This is a genomic window from Methanofollis sp. UBA420 (assembly GCF_002498315.1).
GTDB lineage: Archaea > Halobacteriota > Methanomicrobia > Methanomicrobiales > Methanofollaceae > Methanofollis.
Genome location: NZ_DAGX01000004.1, coordinates 37,497 through 54,072, shown reverse-complemented (window position 1 = coordinate 54,072; position 16,576 = coordinate 37,497). Strand labels below are relative to the sequence as shown.

Below are 16,576 nucleotides of genomic sequence, written 5' to 3'. Positions count from 1 at the left end.
CAGATGTTCGCATCGTATCATGGTTCTTCCGTCCGTTCTCCGGATGATGAAGATGCATGGGACGGGGGATATAAAAGCCGTTATGGCACAATCGTCTACGCGTCAGATCAAAGGCGGAGAATCCGTAAACATTTGTGCCAGATCCTTTAAGATGGAAGGACGTTCAGATCATACCCCATGGACAGGTGGATCAGGACGTACGCGCTCGCACTCCTGCTCGTCCTTCTCCTCGCACCCGGTGCGGTGGCGGCGACGGTGCAGGCCACGCCCCTGACAGAGTCTGTCACCATAGAGATCGTGTCGGCCACACCGACATCCGACGCAATCATCATCACGGGCGACTCGGCCGATGTCGTCGCCTATATCATCGCCTATCCTGCCACTCCCGCCTCCGTGGCAGAGACGGGCGGCGGCGCGGATACTGATGGGATCTTCACCGTCGAAACCCGGAACGACACCCTCTCTGCCGCCGACTATATCACCATCTACCCTGCCGCCCCCGCCACCACCGCAAAGGAAGCCGGGGGCGCGGCGCCGCCGGTCTACGACGCTGCCGCAGAGAAAACCGCTACCCGCACGCAGCCCGCCGTCCCCGTCCTCTCCTTCTCCCGTTACTACAGCCAAGACGTCCCTTCGCCGGGGAAGACCCTCTGGGTCGACATGCGATGGGAGGGCGACGGCGACCACGCCCTCACTGTCTACCATCCCGGCGGCATCCTCGGCACCTTCAGGGACGGGAGCGACGGGAAAGAAGATGGGCGGATCTTCCTCCGCTTCTCCCGGGAGAGCGGGGTCGCTGTCGGCGCCTGGACCTTTAAGACGACAGTCCCCCTCGTCGCCTCCCGGGAAAACGTCACCTTTCAGACCTACCTCGAGTGAAGAGAGATGAAACGCCAGACCCTCCTCCTGCTCCTCGCTTTCGCCCTTGTCAGGGCGGTTTCAGCCGGGTACACGGTGAGTTCCGGCCATCTGGACCCGCCATCAGGTCTCCCCATCACACCCCGCGAGGTCTCTTTCCTCGAACTCCCCCTCTGGATCCTCCTCATCGAACTCTGCACCCTCCCCCTGGAGGCATTCACAGGGTTCTGGGCATGGATATCCCTCAGGTGCCGCCGTCTGAACCGCGAGGAACTTCTGGACAATTCCGTCAGGTCGGACATCTTCGACAGCATCAGGAAGATGCCCGGCATCCACCTCCGCGCCCTCTCCGCGGCCACAGACACACCGATGAGCACGCTCCGTTACCACCTCGGTGTCCTGCAGGAGAACCACACGATCACAACCCTCAACGACGGGGGTCACCTCCACTTCTACGAAAACAGCGGCACCTATACACCGGCCCAGCAGACCGTCCTGCGGCACCTGAGAAACGAGACCACCCGCGCCATCCTCGGGGAACTGCTCCGCGGCCATGCCCCCTCCAGGCAGGAGATCGCCGACGCCGTCGGGGTCTCGGCCCCGGCCGTCAGCTGGCACATGAAAAGGCTCACAGAAGACCGCATCGTGCGGCAGGAAAAGGCAGGGCGGACAGTCAGGTACGAGATCAGGGACGATGTGGCCGCCGACCTCACGATCTGGCTCGGAAAAAAAGGGAATTAAGATGCGGCCGGACCGCCGAGGACAAGACACTCTCCGCCCGGCCAGAGGGCCTTGAAATCCGTGGCGCTGAGAGATACCCCCGATTCAAGAGTGACATTCCCGCCGCCGACACCGGTGACCACGGCGTACTCCCCCCCATCAAGGGCGGCGATCACAGGCCCGTTCTCGGAGACGACCTCCCCCAGGTCGGCGAGGGAGAGACCCGTCTCCACCCGCGCGGCAAGGCCGCATGACCTCGCCGACAGAACCATCTTTTCCTGCGCCGTCAGGTTGTCTGGTGCAGCGGCGAGCGCCTCCGCACCGCAGTCGATGCCGTGGCAGGCCATCACCGTCTGGAAGACGGCGGCAGCCCCCGGATCGGAAGAGGCCGCCCCCGCATCATTCCCCCCCATCTGGAAATATCCCGGAAAGGTAGCGACGATTGCCATGCCGGTGACCGTGCAGGTCACAGCAATGAGTACGATGATTGTGGTCAGTACATATTGCATAATCCTCACCTCCCGGGCCGGGTCGTTTCCCGGACCGGCAGTCCTCGTGAATAAATAGGCCCATGATATATATAGATTTGCCAGTTTTTGAGATAGCCCATGTCAATTTTATAAATTATTGTCTGTCAAAAATGCAAACAGGCCGACAATTTGCAGATTTATCCCATTCCTGCGGGGCAGGAGGAAACGCCACCCCATACCAATATATATCCCTCTCCCGATCTATCGCCTGCCCGAAGATCATGGACACCATCGACCCTGTCTCCTTCACCCGCGTCCCCGAACGGATCGCGGGACTGGTGGACCTCGCCTACAACCTCTGGTGGAGCTGGCACCCTGCCGCCCGCGTCCTCTTCAAGCAGGTGAACGGACAGGCCTGGAAAGAGAGCCGGCACAACCCGGTCAGGATGCTCCGCGAGGTCCCGGAAGAGTTTCTCCACCGGGTGGCGCGGGAGCGGGAATACCTCCGCCGCTACGACATCATCATGGAGCGCTACCAGGAATACATGGGGCGGAAAAACACCTGGTTCACCGAGCAGTACCCGGCCGTGCGTCCCGTCACCATCGCCTACTTCTCCGCGGAGTACGGCCTCCACCACTCCCTCCCCTTCTATGCCGGAGGACTCGGGTTCCTTGCCGGCGACCACCTGAAGGAGTGCTCCGACCTCGGCGTCCCCCTGGTCGCCGTCGGCTTCATGTACTCGTCCGGCTACCTCCACCAGCACATCGCCCCTGACGGCTCGCAGGTGAATGTCGAGGAGAGGCTCGACCGGGACAGCGCCCCGATCACCCGGGTGCTCGACCCCTCGGGAGAGCACCTCACCCTGCGGGTGCCGCACATCGAACCCCCGATCCACGTCGCCGTCTGGAAGGTGCAGGTCGGCCGGGTGCCCCTATACCTCCTCGACACCGACATCAGGGAGAACAGTCCCGAACACCGTTCCATCTCCCACCGTCTCTATGCAGGCGACAGGGAGCAGCGCCTCCTCCAGGAGATCGTGCTCGGCATCGGCGGGAGGAAAGTCCTCTCGTACCTCGGCGTCCACTACACCGGCGTTCACCTCAACGAGGGCCACCCGGCCTTCGCCCTTGTCGAGAGGGTGCGAGAGAGGGTCGGACAGGGTATGAGTTTCGAGGAGTCGCTCGAACAGGTGCGCGGCACGAGCGTCTTCACCACCCACACGCCCGTCGCCGCGGGCCACGACATCTTCCCGTACGAGATGGTCGACCGCTATTTCCAGAACTACTACCGCTGCCTCGGCATCTCGCGGGAAGACTTCCTTGCCCTCGGCGCACGGCCCGACGACCCCGGCGCCGGTTTCAACATGACAGCCTGCGCGATGCGCCTCTCGGCCTACCATAACGCCGTCTCGAAGAAGCACGCCGAGGTGACGCGCCAGATGTGGCAGCCCCTCTGGCCCGGCCTGCCGCCCGAGCGGGTGCCGATCGACGCGATCACGAACGGTGTCCACCTGCCCACCTGGCTCAACCCCAGGATGGAGGCGCTCTTCGACCGCTACATCGGGGCAGTCTGCCCGTACTGGCAGATGGAGCACGACAGACCGATCATCTGGGAACTGGTCAACGAGATCCCGGACGAAGAACTCTGGCGCCTCCACCTCTGGCTCAAGACAAAACTCTTCAACCGCATCAGGGAGATGGAGAGGCGGACCTGGGCAGACGGTTCCGACACCCCGGAGAACGTCATCGCCGAGGGCGTCTTCCTCGACCCGATGATCTTCACCATCGGCTTTGCCCGCCGCTTCTCCACCTACAAGCGGGCAGACCTGATCTTCCGCGACCTCGAGAGGCTGAAGCGGATCGTGAACAACCCCTGGTACCCGGTCCAGGTCATCTTCGCCGGCAAGGCCCACCCCGACGACATCGAGGGCCAGCGCCTCCTCAAAAAGGTCTACGAGTATGCCCGCTCCGGCATGTTCGGCGGGAAGATCGCCTTCGTCGAGGACTATGGCGAGCGTTTCGCCCAGTACCTCGTCCACGGCGTCGACCTCTGGCTCAACAACCCGCTCCCGCCCTGGGAGGCGAGCGGGACCTCGGGGATGAAGGCGGCGATGAACGGCGTCCCGAGTCTCTCGATCCTGGACGGCTGGTGGCCGGAGGGCTACAACGGGAGGAACGGCTGGGCCTTCGGCGGCGAGGTCGTCGAGGGCGACAGGGACGCGGCCGATGCAAACGCCATCTACGAGGCCCTGGAAAAGGAGGTGATCCCCCTCTACTATGCGACCGACCTCCACGCCGTCCCGCACGGCTGGGTGAAGACGATGAAAGAGGCGATACGGAGCAATGCCCCGGCCTTCTCGGCGAAGAGGATGGTGAAGGAGTACGTGTACCACTACTACCCGCGGATCCTGGCAGCGGCCGGCATCCCGGTGATCCGCTGAAAGAGCGGAGAAGATAACGTAAGGTTTTATTCCCCCGCGGTGGGGAGGAGTAATAATGCAGGACGGAGACTCAGACTCTGCCTCCTATGACCGCGCCCTGCGGCAGGTCAAGGAGATCAAGGATTTTTACGGCCACCTCGCGGTCTACATCATCATAAACACGATGCTCTTCCTGATCAACTGGTTCACGACCCCGGGAGCGTGGTGGTTCTACTGGGTCGCCATCTTCTGGGGCATCGGCCTGCTGGTCCATGCCTACAGCACCTTCGTCGAGGAGGGCCTCTTCGGGAGGGGATGGGAAGAGAGGAAGGTCCGGGAGATCATGGAGAAGGAGAAGAAGAGGTGAGGAGGGCTGATGGAAGACTCTTTTGAGGAGAGTCTCTGGCAAATACTGTGCTATGGGTTCTATAGAATCGGGCATGAACCCCTGGCTCAAGCATACGTGATGAAAATTTCTCGTTGCAGTTCTCCTGAGTGTGGAGGGATACTTGATTCCTCTCCTTGCAACAGGGCACCTGAAGGATACTGTTCAATTGCCGCCCCTCGGCTATCTTCATCCGTGGGGGGTCCGGGGGGCAACGCCCCCCGGTGCGAGACGGCGGTGAAGATTCTGTGGTCGGGGCGGCACGCCTGATCATCACCCCTTCCCGCATCTTCACGCCGGGGGCGCTGCCCCCGGACCCCCGGGACGAAGATAGGGGCGGGAAGGCAAAGAGCCCGATCGTTCTGAGGGCGGTTTTGTTCTCCGTATATCGGGTATGAGAGAAATCTGTGTGTTCAAATTCTCATCCATAACTCCAGAATTGAACGTCTGGATCATTTTCATGGTAAACTCCCAGACTCAGGTTGATGTCTCCTCTTTGATCTCGTGGTGTGCGTGCTGATCCACTGCCTTCCCCCTACAGTTCGCCGGGGGACCACACCCCCGGACCCAGCTCAGGATTGGCCCCGGGAAGACAGAGGAGGAAACCCATAGGAGGGCGATTGCCATCCTCCCCCTATCCTAAGGATGGGGGGTGCGGGAGGCATAGCCCCCCGGCACAGGCACCGGCCCACTGTCATCCCTCAGAAGATGACATCTAAAGACCCTGAGCCCCCCTCAATCCGGCATGTACGCCGCCTGGATCGCGACGACTTCGGTCGAGTTCTTCGCGGCGGCATACTCGGCCAGAGGGTCGGCGTTCAGTTCGAGGAAGTGGAGGCCCCAGTTGAACTTCGAGAGGACGGCCTCTGCCTGCTCCTTCTCGCCGACGATGTACAGGGCGGCCGCGAAGGCCTCGACCGAGGTGAGGCGGAGGGGACGGCCGAAGTTCACCGGGTTGGCGGCGACGAGGTATGGGAGGGCCCGGCGGACGGGCCAGCGGGTCACCTCGCCGGTGTCGAGCACCTCCCAGGAGCAGTCCAGGGCGGTGATCGAGGGGACGCTCCTGTCTGCCGGGGAGAGGGCCTGCTCTGCCGTGGGGTCCAGGATGAGGGAGGACTTCGGGATACGGGCGAGCGAGTCGAAGACCCTCACCATCCCCCACTTTTCCAGGCGTTTCACCGTGCACTTCCTGGGGTCGCAGGAGTTGTCCCTGAAGGCAAAGAGACGTATCATCTATCTCGGTTTGGCGCAGAGTGGAGATGAATGTATGTCCTTGTCTCCCCCTGCCTCCTCGACCCCTCCCTCAGGGCCGAAGGGATCACGAAAGAGTCCGACCTCCGGGCCTTCGGTGCTGCCCTCGAACGCTGCCGGCGCTTCGGGATCGAAGTCGTCCCCCTCCCCTGCCCGGAGACCGCCTACCTCGGCCGCGGCCGGGCGCCCGGCACCTATGTCGAGCGTCTGGACACCCCCGCCTTCGCCGACGTCCTCGATCGGATGGAGGAGGAGGTGCTGGCCGTCGTCGAAAAAAGAGGGCCTCCCCTCTGCATCGTCGGCGTTGACTCGTCGCCGTGCTGCGGGGTGAACACCACCTGGCACGACGAAAAAAGGGATGGGAGGGGCGCATTCCTGGCGCGGTTCCCCGGCATCAGGGCCGTCGACGTGCTGGAGTTCGCACGGTACCGCGTCTACTTCGCCGCCCCCCTCTTCTCCGAGGCCGAGCAGGACTTCAACAAAAAGGTGCGGGACATCCTGGAAGAGGCGTATTATGATATCTACCTCCCGCAGGAGGTCGGGGACACCGACGCCACGCGGGCACGCTCCTCGCAGCGCGAGATCTTTCGCCGGCACGTGGCGGCCCTCGGGGAAGTGGACGCCGTCGTCGCCGTTGTCGACGGGGCAGACGCCGACTCAGGGACCGCGTGGGAGATGGGCTACGCCCATGCCCGCGGAATCCCGGTCATCGCCCTGCGGACAGACTTCAGGCGGGCGGGCCACAACGAGCATGTGAACCTGATGCTTGAAGAGTCCTCGACAGTCGTGACTGCCGTCGAAGAGATCGTCCCGGCGCTTGAACAGGCCTTCAGGCGTGGTTGAGGAGTTTTATCAGGCGCTCCCTCGCGGAGAGCGCCTCCTCGTAGCCGGAGGGCGCCGGCAGGTCGGGCACCTCGCCGCCTGTCATGCCGATCGCCGCGGCATAGGCCCTGAGAGCGACAGGGGCACTCCCCTCCTCTTCTATCATTCGTTCGGCCGCGGCGACAAGGACGGCTGCGGTCCTGTCGGCCGGCATCACCGGCGCTGCCGCCGCCTGTGCATCCCGCAGGGCCTTCTCTTTCCTGAACACGGCATCGGTCGGCATGAGGTGCGCCGCCTCGCGGGCCGCCGCGGACGCACCCGGCGCATCGCCGAGGGCCGCACGCACGCCGGCAAGACGGCGCCAGACCGTCGGGTCGGCAGGGGCGAACTTCAGGGCCTGCCCGAGGAGGTCAGCCGCCCGTGCGGCATCGTCGCCGTCTGCGGCGAGGACACCCATGTTCCTGAGGATACGGCCACGCACCCCTGCCGGCGGGTTCGCCTTCAGGGCCCGGCGATAGCAGGTCGCGGCGGCGTCGGCGACACCGAGGTCGGAGAGGATCGTCCCGGCGCCGAGGAAGTAGAGGGCGCGGGCCCCGTCATGGGAGGGAAGATCGCCGAAGCGGTCGATGCCGGGGAGAAACTCCTCCTCAGGCCCGGCCACGAGGCCGCTGATCAGGGGGTACAGGACGAGGGCGAGGTCTGCCCCACCGTCGAGGGCCCGCCCGATCGCCTCCCTGATAAGGGCGTCCCTCTGCTCACCTTCCTGCAGGAGGCCGAGGTGCATCAGGGCATAGAGGTCGCCCGGGCGGGCTGCGATGACCTCCTCCAGGTACCGCCGGGCGGCATCAGGCGAACCGTACAGGCGGTGGGCGATGGCGATGTTCCGCAGGAGGTCGGCGTCCCGCGAGATGGCGAGGGCCGCCTCGAAACTCCCGATGGCCCGGTCGAACTGGAAGGCCTGGAGGAGGACCGCACCCTTGCCGAAGAGGTCGAGGTACCGCCGCCTCTCCTCGATCGCGGCCAGGCCTTTCATATCGAAGGCCCCGTCAGGGCGGGCGTACTGGTCCATCGAGAAGAGACGCTCGACCGCCGCGTCCGTCGCCTCGCCCGGGGCATCCAGGTCGAGGATACGGGTGAGGAGAGCGTACTCCTCCTCGAAACGCCCGGTCCTCCTGAAGGAGGAGGCCACGGCCCAGAGGAGGGCCGCCGCCTTTCCGGCTTCGAGGCCGCCGGCCGCGTCGAGAGCCGCGGCGGAGAGGGCGCCGGCGCGTTCAGTCTCCCCGGCCAGGTACAGCACCTCGGCAAGGTTCTTCTTTGCGAGGGCGATGGAGAGGGGGTCGCGGTCGGGCATCCCCTCCCTGATCGCGAGCGCCTTCTCCGCACACCCCGCGGCCTTTTCGTACTCCCCCTCCTCCCTGAAGAGGACGGCGAGGTTCTCGTAGGCGGCGTGGTGGAGGGCCGGGTCGCCGGCGTGGAGGACCGTGTAGGCATAGACCGTCTTCGCCTCCTCGGAAAAGCCCCTCCTCACGAGCCCCCCGGCCTCCTCAAGGAGAGTCTCATAATCGTCGAAGAGCCCGACAAAAGCGTCGAGGGTCTCCTCTTCGAGAGTAAAAGGATAGGCGGCATTGAGGACCGCGGTCTGGTCCTCAGGGTTCTTCGCCGCAAACCAGGCAAAGGTGATGACAGTCACGGCGTCGTTGATATAGTGCTCGAAGGACTCTGCACCGCCGGCCGGCAGTTTCCCGCCCATGAAGTCCCTGAGAGTTGCAAAGGCGAAGGAGGCGATCTCAAGTTCGGCCGGGATGATCTGGGTGTGCGGGAACCCTGTAGTGAGCGGGGACTCGAAATAAAGTTCAGGCCACCTGATACCCGCCATAACAGCCCGCTTCTCCGCCTGCTCCCAGGCCCGGAGGGATGAGGGCGCACCGGCCGGAACCGGCGGGGCCGGGTAGGCGTCGGGCGTCCCGGCACGGGGATAAGAGAGCATCGTCTCGATAAAACCTGCTGCCTCAATATTTCCGGCGGCGAGGAAAGCAGTGTAGCGGTGCCAGAGATAGTCTTCTCTGCCTGCGGCTTCAGGGGCGCTGTCGGAAAGTGCCCCTTTCAGCGCCGCCCTGAGGGCTTTCCGGGCCCCTTCGTCGGCATAGGCCCTGGCAGCGGTGTTGGTGGCAAAACCGATGTCGCGGGCACGTCTCAGGAGGAAGAGGTGGAGACGTGCCGCGGTCGCGGGGTCGGCCTTTTTTCCCGTCCACCATGCGATCCACGTGTGTTCCCAGAAAAAGTTCAGCGCAACGGTCGTGTCCATCTCGTCGTACCTCGTGTACGATCACTTTGCACTCCGGCGTGATACCCGTATTGATCTGTGGAGAGGTGTAAAAGGGTTCCGGGGGCCTGCCACCCCCGGAAAGGAATGTACGTGTCCTGATTGCACAGGTGGGAGGGCCGCCCTCCCCCTTCAGGCCGATATAACTGATAGATGATGCGCGTGCCAGACACTTTTGAGGTGCATTAGAGGTGTTCTTGAGTTAGGTGATGCAGTGCCTGTCGATGGTGTTCCTGATTCTGCCGCCCTGTCCGGGATTTCCCCACACCCGGAGAGGACGTCGGCAATCATATGTTGATTGTAATCATATATAAACATTTCTCGTATTGCATGGCATTGACGCCACCCATGAGGCTTCGCACAATGCCTGTCGACGACGAAACCGATAAGTACTGACCGGTTGCAGATTAAATATGGCATGAGACCCTATCCTGAAGAGATCCCGAAGATCCTTGAGCGTCTGAAGGCAAACCCCCGGGGAATGTCGGTCACCGACCTCGCAGGGAATCTCGGGATCAACAGAAACACGGTCTCGCGCTATCTTGACATGCTCCTCATCGCCGGCGAGGTGGAGATGCGGACCTATGGCAAGGCAAAGGTCTTCTACCCCTCCCAGCGGGTCCCCCTCTCCGCCATGATCAACTTCGCCTCTGACGGCGTCGTGATCCTGGACCGGAACCTCACCGTTGTCCAGGCAAACGACCGCATCCTCTCAATCGCCCATGCCGACCGTGACGAGGTGATCGGGAAGAGGATGGGAGAGTCGACCCTTTCGGCCTTCGACCACCCCCTGATCAGGGCGCGGATCGACGACGCTCTCGGGGGAGAAGACGTTGTCGAGGAGATCCGCTTCCTCCAAGCAGACGGCGAGTTTTTTTTCAGGATGAAGATCCTGCCGACGGCCTTCAATGACGGCAACCCCGGGATCACCATCATCCTCGAAGACATCACCGAGCAGAAAGAGTCTGAGGAGGCCCTCCGCGCCGGTGAAGCGAAGTTCAGGGCCCTTGTCGAAGACATCAACGATATCATCTGGAACCTGGACAGCGACCAGGCCTTCACCTATGTCAGCCCCAAGAGTTTCGACCTCCTCGGCTATGCGCCCGAAGAGATGGAAGGGCATTCCCTCCTGGACTTCGTCCCGGAAAAAGAGCTTGAAAAGGTCAGGACAAAGTTTTCCGCACCCTTCGCCTCGGGTGAACCCTTCTCCCTCCTTTCCATCCCCCTTCTCCACCGGAACGGCCGCCACCTCATCTTTGAGGCGAGCGGCACCCCGGACTTCGACGAGATCGGGGACTTTGCCGGCTACCGCATGGTGGCGCGTGACGTCACCGAAAGGCAGCAGGCCGAGAGGCAGGTGCGGGGCTGGAAGTCCTTCCTCCACTGCATCGTCCAGAACATCCCCGACATGGTCTTTGTCAAGGAGATCGAGGGCGGAAGTTATGTCTTCTTCAACCGGTCGGCAGAGGCGTTTGCCGGGGGTACCTCAGAGAGTCTCACCGGGAAGAAAGACAACGAGATCTTCCCGCCCGACCTTGTCCCCTTCATGACTTGTGGCGAGGAGCAGGTGCTCGCGGAGATGAAGACCTTCGAATGCCCGGAGACAGCCGTCTCCTTCAGGTGCGGGGAGAAACGCTACCTCCAGGCAAAGAAGATCCCGATCACCGGTTCTGACGGCACGATGAAGTACATCCTCACGATCATCTGCGACGTCACCACCCACGTCCGTGCCGACGCCCTCCTGCGGAGCCAGCGCGACCTCGCCCTCGCCCTCGGGAGCGCCGCCACCCTCGGGGAGGCGCTGAACCTCTGCCTGGGTGCGGCGGTGCAGGCAGCAGGTGCCGATGCCGGCGCCGTCTATATGACCGACGACGGGAGCGGGGACCTTGTCCTTGCCGCCACCACCGGAGTCCCCCCGGCCTTTGCCGGGATGATGAGACGGTTTGATACCGGCACCACGGTGGCCTCACTCCTTTCAGGCCCGGCATCGGCCTCCTGGAAGGCTGGCGACCTCCCGGCCCTCGACCCCTCCTTCGCCCCCCTCGCGGAGGAAGGGATCGCCGGCGTGGCGGCGGTGCCGGTAAAGGACGGCGACCGCCTGATGGCCGTCTTCCTCGTCGCCTCACGGCGCCATACAGAGATACCGGCGTACGGCATCAGGGCCCTGGAGACGACCACCGCCCAGGTCGCCAATGTCATCGGCAGGATCAGGGCGCAGGAGACAGTGAAGACTGAGCGCGACCGCGCCCAGCGCTATCTTGACGTGGCGCGGGTGATGATCGCGGTCATCGGGCCAGACGGGACGATCGAGCGGATGAACAGGATGGGGTGCCGCATCCTCGGCTACGAAGAGGAGGAGATCACCGGAAAGAACTGGTTTGCGGCCCTCGTCCCGGCACACCTCCGTCCCCGCCTGGAGGCGAACTTCACAAAGATCATGGCCGGCGAGGTCGTCCCTCCTGACGAGGAGGAGAGCCCGGTGCTCGGGCGCGGCGGCGATGAGGTCTGCATCCTCTGGCACAACGCTATCGTGCGTGATGATACCGGGACAATCACCGGCATGGTCTCCTCGGGGACCCCCCTGCCCCCCTCCCGGTAAGGTGTTTATGAGGAGAGGCGGAGAAATCTTCTCCCATGACGCGACCTTCAGATCCCCTCGTCCTCTCGCCTGACGAGACCAGAAAAGAGGAGGAGTTCCTCGCCTCCCCGCGGGTACCCCGGCGGATGGAGCGGCTCATCGAGGAATATATTGCAAAGAAGACCGGGAAGGCCTGGAACGACCCGGTCATCCTCGGCCGGATCCGCGAGGCCGTCGTCACCCAGAAGGGGCGGTACTGGGCAAAGGGGAAGAAGAGGAAGATCGCATACGGCCGCGGCTACGACGTCCTCGCCTACCTCTCGTACCATTTTCCCGTCTACTTGGTGCAGTTCGAGCTCCTTTTCCACGAGATGGTGCAGGACGGACTCATACCCCGGCACCTGCGGGTGCTTGACGCGGGTTCGGGGCCCGGCGTCGTCTCCCTTGCCATCGCGGATTACTATGGCAGGCTTGATGCCGCACAGGCGAGCATCACTGCGATCGACCGTTCTGACGAGAATACCGAGGCCTACACAGCCCTCGTCCCCCCGTACGCGGAGAAGAAAGGGCAGGTCGTCGTCTCGACCCCCCTCCTCGCCGACCTCAAGGATACGGTCGAGGTCACCGGCACCTATGACCTCATCGTCTTCTCCAATGTCCTGAACGAGATCGCCGGCCTCGATGCCGAGGGGAAGGCAGACCTTGTCGCCAGGTACGCCGCACTCCTCTCTCCTGAAGGCTCTGTCATCCTGATCGAGCCCGCGGAGAAAGAGGGCTCGACCGCCCTCAGGGAGGTCCAGGCGGCGCTTGCCTCGCGCGGCCTCTCCACCTATGCCCCCTGCACCCCACTATGGGGCGAAACCTGTCGGCCTGACAGGTGCTGGACCTTCGTCACCGGCCCGGACGTGAAACCGCCGCGCCTGATGGAGACCCTCGCCACCGGAGAGGAGGGCTACCGCTTCATGAACACCGACATCAAGTATTCCTACGCGATCCTCAGAAAAGACGACCTGACCCGCTTCTCGTACCGTATCGGGAAGCAGGACAAGGCGGCACGCCTCGGCTCCCTCGCCTCCCATGTCGGCAGACAGATCCACGTCCGCGCCGCCCGGATGTCGCCTGACATCGGCGACGAGAAGAGGCATGTGGTGAAGATCTGCGACGGCACGACAAAGACACCAGTCTATGCGGTGCTCCCGGTATATGCCACAACCGAAGAGAATGAGGCGCTGATATCAGGAAAATACGGTGAAATCCTCTCGATCAGGAATGCCGGGGTCAGGTACAACAGGGAGGCCGACACCTACTCCATCATCATCGGCCGGAAGACGACGGTCACGCCCATCGGCGGGGGCAACGGCGCATGATCCCGGAGAAGGGCCGGTATGCCGTCCTTCTTGCACTGCTCGTTATATCCACAGCATTCTTTGCCATGACAGCCGTCAGGTGGTCGGGAGACCGTGCCGTCGCCGACGATACGCTGTACCAGATCTCGACGATCGGCGCCCTCCTCGACGGGGTCTATGACGGCGCCGCCGATATCGACAGCCTTCTCGCCCGCGGCGATACCGGCATCGGGACCCTCGAAGGACTGGACGGCGAGCTCATCGTCGTCGACGGCGAGGCGTGGCAGGTGAAGGGCGACGGAACGGTCATGCGGGTAGATGGGAGTACAGGGACTCCCTTCGCGGCGGTGACGGTCTTCGAGCCCGATATCGTCTTCGAGGTCACAGGTCCCCTCACCCTTACAGGCCTTGAGGCCTCGATCGAAGCCGCCCTCCCCTCGGAGAACCTCCCCTGCGCCATCCTTGTGCAAGGCACGTTCACGAACGTGACCGCACGGAGTGTCGACAGGCAGGAAGAACCCTACCCGCCCCTCGCAGAGGCGACGAAAGCCCAGCATGTCTTCACCTTCGGCCGGAAGGAAGGGAGCCTCGTCGGTTTCTGGCTCCCCGGCTATCTCGCGGGAGTGAATGTGCCGGGCTTCCACCTCCACTATCTTGCCGACGACAGGACGGGCGGCGGCCACCTCCTCGATGCCACGGTGGAGCACGCCACCATCTCCCTGGACATCACCCCGGAGATCAGGCTCTCTCTCCCTGATGAAGGTGGTTTCACGGCGGCAAACCTCTCCGGCGGCCGGGAGGCCGAACTGGCCTCGGCCGAGCGGTAGGGTTGACTTTAAAAAAAAGGGATTTATCGGCGCCTGAGCACCAGGACCACCAGGACAAGAGAGACAATGAGCGCCGCAAAGCCCGCGGGAGAGGGCTGTGCTGTCGTGGGCGGCAGGGCCGTCGTGTCCGTCTCCGGCATCGTCGTTTCGCTGGAAACCGGTGTCGTGACCTCATCCACCGGCGTTTCGGTGGTCTCTTCGATCACTTCCCCGGCCGAGGCCGCGCTCTCGACCACAAGAAGTGTCATCCCCTTCCCCTCGGCGATGGCGAAGTGCGAGAACCCGGGGGAGTGGGCGCGGTAGTACGCCCGGCCGTCGCTCTCCCGCACCAGTTCGGTGAGGAGAGGCTGCCATTTTTCATCATCATAGTGCCAGAGGACGATATCGCCGGGGCCGAGTCCCTCTGCCGCGAGCCAGTTCTTCGGTATGTCGAAGAAGAACGTCGTCCCCAGAAGGGCGTCTTCCTCGACGTACGAGAGCGTGGCCTCGATATACTGGTACACCGGGCCGTCGAAATCCAGTGGACCATCGCCCACCGGCTCGACGGTCACCATGATCCCCTCAATCCTCTCGCCGGCGGTGAAGGTGATCGCCGAGATGGCGCCCCTGTCAAAGGTGAATGTGACATTCTCACCCGCCTTCAGGCTGCCGGCCGTATCATACGCATACGATCGGTCGCCGCCGCCATCACCACCGCCCGAAGACGGCGGCGAAGGCGGTTCGGTGGTTGGTTCGGTGGTTGGTTCGGTGGTTGGTTCGGTGGTTGGTTCGGTGGTTGGTTCGGTGGTTGGTTCGGTCGTCGGCTTCGCCAGGACGACGATCTCCTCCGCGAGGACGGTTGTGTTCTGCAGATCTCCCCTCGCAACCGTCAGGGAGACCGAATAGTTCCCTACCTCTTCATAGACATGGAGCCACTCAGGATCGGCGGAGACGTTCCCGTCGCCGAAGTCCCAGGCCCAGCTATCTGGCTCGCCTGTCGACTCGTCGGTGAAGAGGACGGCAAGAGGTGCCGTGCCCGAGGTCACGTTCACCGAGAAATTGGCACGCGGAAGGACGGTCACATATCCCTCCTGCACTAGAGTTTTCTCGTCTGAGGCCCCCGAGATGGTGAGAGAGATGTCATAGACCCCTGCAAGGGTATAGAGATACTCGGGGTGCTGATCAATCGCACTCTCGCCGTCGCCGAATTCCCAGAACCAGGTGTCAGGCCCGCCTGTCGACTCGTCGATAAAGTGCACAGCAAGGGGCGCATGCCCGTAGGTGACATTGGCGGTGAAATTTGCGGCAAAAAGTTCGGGCACAGGCCAGATATACTCGATCGAATCATGGGGCCCTGTCCGGCAGCTGAGACGCGGCGACCCGTCCGCGGCCATGGCAAGGTCTGGAGACCCTCCCGACCCCTTGCGGCCTCCCTCACAGACCCGGGCAAAACTCCAGGTTTCGTCATTCTTCACGGCATAAATGACCGTCGCTTCCTCCTCATCAGATTCATTCTCGACGGTGAAGGCGATCGCGGGCAGGCCCTTTCCATCGAATGCAAGAGATGCGCGGTCCCCCAGATATCCCGGATATTTTGCCGTCGCTACGTCCTCGTACTGCCATGTCCCGTCCTCCTGCCACGCATACCTGAGAGTCCCGCCATCCAAGTTGTAACAGGATATTGCCGGCATACCGTTGCCGTCAAGGGCGATCGAAGTGTAGCCCGGACTTTCCTCATAGTACGTCCCCATACCCTCAGCCACGGTCTCAGAGAGCCACGAAGATCCCTCCTTCAGGCGGTACATCAGGTTGCCCGTCTTCCCGTTGATGTAGGCGATATGGACTGCGCCGTCATCACCGACCACAAGAGAACTGAAGAGTTGATTTGCATCGGGGACGACCTCCTCGTCAGTCCAGACACTCCCATCCCAGACGGCATACCGCAGGCCGCGCTGCCCCATGGTGGAGTTATAATAGACCAGATGCAAGTCTCCCGACGGGTCGAAGGCACCGGAGAGATATCTCCCTTCATAGGTGCCGACGACCTCGCGCTGCCAGTCACCGCCGCCCTCGTCCCAGGCATGGACAAGGGCCGTCTCGTTGAAATAACAGACATGCGGGGCGTCTGAAAGATCAAGGGCGAGAGCAGAATACGGACTTATATTGTCCAGTGTCTCGATCGTCTCCAGAGTCCAGTCATCCCCATCCCTCGCTCCATAGACGAGACGGTCCGTATTGTCATCCGTCGAATCGTAATACACTATGTGCGGATCCCCCGCAGAGTCCAGCACCAGCGAGTCGACATAATTGACCGGCCAGTTGCCGGGAGTCCCCATCTGTACGACCTCGAAATTCCATGTCATTGCCGCACCAGGTACGGAAAAAAATGACATACAGACTGCTAATATGAATGCGGCCCACAAAAAGCCAGCCGCCCCTCTCCTATAACTCTCTGTACACATCATTGAGAAGTCCCCCCCGTAAGAGTCCACCCTGACGGGTTAGAAACCCGCAGAGGCTATGTCCGGAAATATTCATCTCAATATATATAGGTATCGCAGGTGCGGCGATCCCGTGGGCCCGTAAAAATAATAAAA

General features: G+C 62.7%; 12 protein-coding genes. 8 read left to right on the top strand and 4 right to left on the bottom strand.

Annotated elements, in window-relative coordinates; all coding sequences use genetic code 11:
• Nucleotides 1-177 precede the first annotated feature (177 nt).
• Both BP869_RS06195 and BP869_RS06190 read left to right on the top strand, forming a co-directional pair.
• Nucleotides 178-879, top strand: a complete 702-nt coding sequence (locus tag BP869_RS06195) for a hypothetical protein (protein ID WP_342677931.1) — start codon at nt 178-180, stop codon at nt 877-879.
• A gap of 6 nt (nt 880-885) precedes the next feature.
• A complete protein-coding gene (locus tag BP869_RS06190) occupies nt 886-1,599 on the top strand; it encodes a winged helix-turn-helix transcriptional regulator (RefSeq protein ID WP_342677929.1) in 714 nt (237 codons plus the stop codon).
• Here the strand turns inward: BP869_RS06190 and BP869_RS06185 are convergent.
• Nucleotides 1,596-2,087 (bottom strand): hypothetical protein, encoded by a 492-nt coding sequence (locus tag BP869_RS06185; protein WP_342677927.1) that lies wholly within the window; start codon nt 2,085-2,087, stop codon nt 1,596-1,598. The genes BP869_RS06190 and BP869_RS06185 overlap by 4 nt on opposite strands.
• 242 nt (nt 2,088-2,329) lie before the next feature.
• On the opposite strand from BP869_RS06185, the gene glgP reads away from it, so the two are divergent.
• Together glgP and BP869_RS06175 are read left to right on the top strand one after the other, a co-directional pair.
• Nucleotides 2,330-4,489, top strand: coding sequence for an alpha-glucan family phosphorylase (gene glgP / locus BP869_RS06180; RefSeq protein WP_342677925.1), 2,160 nt, complete (start codon nt 2,330-2,332; stop codon nt 4,487-4,489).
• Nucleotides 4,490-4,544: 55 nt separating this feature from the next.
• Nucleotides 4,545-4,835: a 2TM domain-containing protein gene (locus tag BP869_RS06175; RefSeq protein WP_342677924.1), complete on the top strand. Its 291-nt coding sequence runs from the start codon at nt 4,545-4,547 to the stop codon at nt 4,833-4,835.
• 753 nt (nt 4,836-5,588) lie between these two features.
• On the opposite strand, the gene BP869_RS06170 is transcribed toward BP869_RS06175, so the two are convergent.
• Complete coding sequence (locus BP869_RS06170; RefSeq protein ID WP_342677923.1) at nt 5,589-6,086, bottom strand: DUF367 family protein; 498 nt, start codon at nt 6,084-6,086, stop codon at nt 5,589-5,591.
• A 30-nt stretch (nt 6,087-6,116) separates the two neighbouring features.
• Here BP869_RS06170 and BP869_RS06165 point away from each other — a divergent pair, with 30 nt between their 5' ends.
• Nucleotides 6,117-6,947, top strand: a complete 831-nt coding sequence (locus BP869_RS06165) for a nucleoside 2-deoxyribosyltransferase (RefSeq protein ID WP_342677921.1) — start codon at nt 6,117-6,119, stop codon at nt 6,945-6,947.
• On the opposite strand, the gene BP869_RS06160 is transcribed toward BP869_RS06165, so the two are convergent.
• A complete protein-coding gene (locus tag BP869_RS06160; protein WP_342677919.1) occupies nt 6,934-9,231 on the bottom strand; it encodes a tetratricopeptide repeat protein in 2,298 nt (765 codons plus the stop codon). The genes BP869_RS06165 and BP869_RS06160 overlap by 14 nt on opposite strands.
• Nucleotides 9,232-9,667: 436 nt before the next feature.
• Between BP869_RS06160 and BP869_RS06155 the strand changes: the two genes are divergently transcribed.
• Genes BP869_RS06155 through budA form a run of 3 tightly spaced genes read left to right on the top strand, consistent with a single transcriptional unit; the run spans nt 9,668 to nt 14,000 of the window.
• Nucleotides 9,668-11,848, top strand: a complete 2,181-nt coding sequence (locus BP869_RS06155) for a PAS domain S-box protein (protein ID WP_342677917.1) — start codon at nt 9,668-9,670, stop codon at nt 11,846-11,848.
• 35 nt (nt 11,849-11,883) lie between these two features.
• A complete protein-coding gene (locus tag BP869_RS06150) occupies nt 11,884-13,194 on the top strand; it encodes a class I SAM-dependent methyltransferase (protein ID WP_342677915.1) in 1,311 nt (436 codons plus the stop codon).
• Nucleotides 13,191-14,000 (top strand): acetolactate decarboxylase, encoded by an 810-nt coding sequence (gene budA / locus BP869_RS06145; RefSeq protein WP_342677913.1) that lies wholly within the window; start codon nt 13,191-13,193, stop codon nt 13,998-14,000. The genes BP869_RS06150 and budA overlap by 4 nt, the downstream gene beginning before the upstream one ends.
• 23 nt (nt 14,001-14,023) lie before the next feature.
• Here budA and BP869_RS06140 read toward each other — a convergent pair whose 3' ends face one another.
• Nucleotides 14,024-16,342 (bottom strand): PKD domain-containing protein, encoded by a 2,319-nt coding sequence (locus tag BP869_RS06140; RefSeq protein WP_342677911.1) that lies wholly within the window; start codon nt 16,340-16,342, stop codon nt 14,024-14,026.
• Nucleotides 16,343-16,576 lie beyond the last annotated feature (234 nt).

Bases quoted from the DNA above. Each gene is read 5' to 3' on its own strand.
- BP869_RS06195 (WP_342677931.1), top strand. From the start codon at position 178: ATGGACAGGTGGATCAGGACGTACGCGCTCGCACTCCTGCTCGTCCTT.
- BP869_RS06190 (WP_342677929.1), top strand. From the start codon at position 886: ATGAAACGCCAGACCCTCCTCCTGCTCCTCGCTTTCGCCCTTGTCAGG.
- BP869_RS06185 (WP_342677927.1), bottom strand. From the start codon at position 2,087: ATGCAATATGTACTGACCACAATCATCGTACTCATTGCTGTGACCTGC.
- glgP (WP_342677925.1), top strand. From the start codon at position 2,330: ATGGACACCATCGACCCTGTCTCCTTCACCCGCGTCCCCGAACGGATC.
- BP869_RS06175 (WP_342677924.1), top strand. From the start codon at position 4,545: ATGCAGGACGGAGACTCAGACTCTGCCTCCTATGACCGCGCCCTGCGG.
- BP869_RS06170 (WP_342677923.1), bottom strand. From the start codon at position 6,086: ATGATACGTCTCTTTGCCTTCAGGGACAACTCCTGCGACCCCAGGAAG.
- BP869_RS06165 (WP_342677921.1), top strand. From the start codon at position 6,117: ATGTATGTCCTTGTCTCCCCCTGCCTCCTCGACCCCTCCCTCAGGGCC.
- BP869_RS06160 (WP_342677919.1), bottom strand. From the start codon at position 9,231: ATGGACACGACCGTTGCGCTGAACTTTTTCTGGGAACACACGTGGATC.
- BP869_RS06155 (WP_342677917.1), top strand. From the start codon at position 9,668: ATGAGACCCTATCCTGAAGAGATCCCGAAGATCCTTGAGCGTCTGAAG.
- BP869_RS06150 (WP_342677915.1), top strand. From the start codon at position 11,884: ATGACGCGACCTTCAGATCCCCTCGTCCTCTCGCCTGACGAGACCAGA.
- budA (WP_342677913.1), top strand. From the start codon at position 13,191: ATGATCCCGGAGAAGGGCCGGTATGCCGTCCTTCTTGCACTGCTCGTT.
- BP869_RS06140 (WP_342677911.1), bottom strand. From the start codon at position 16,342: ATGACATGGAATTTCGAGGTCGTACAGATGGGGACTCCCGGCAACTGG.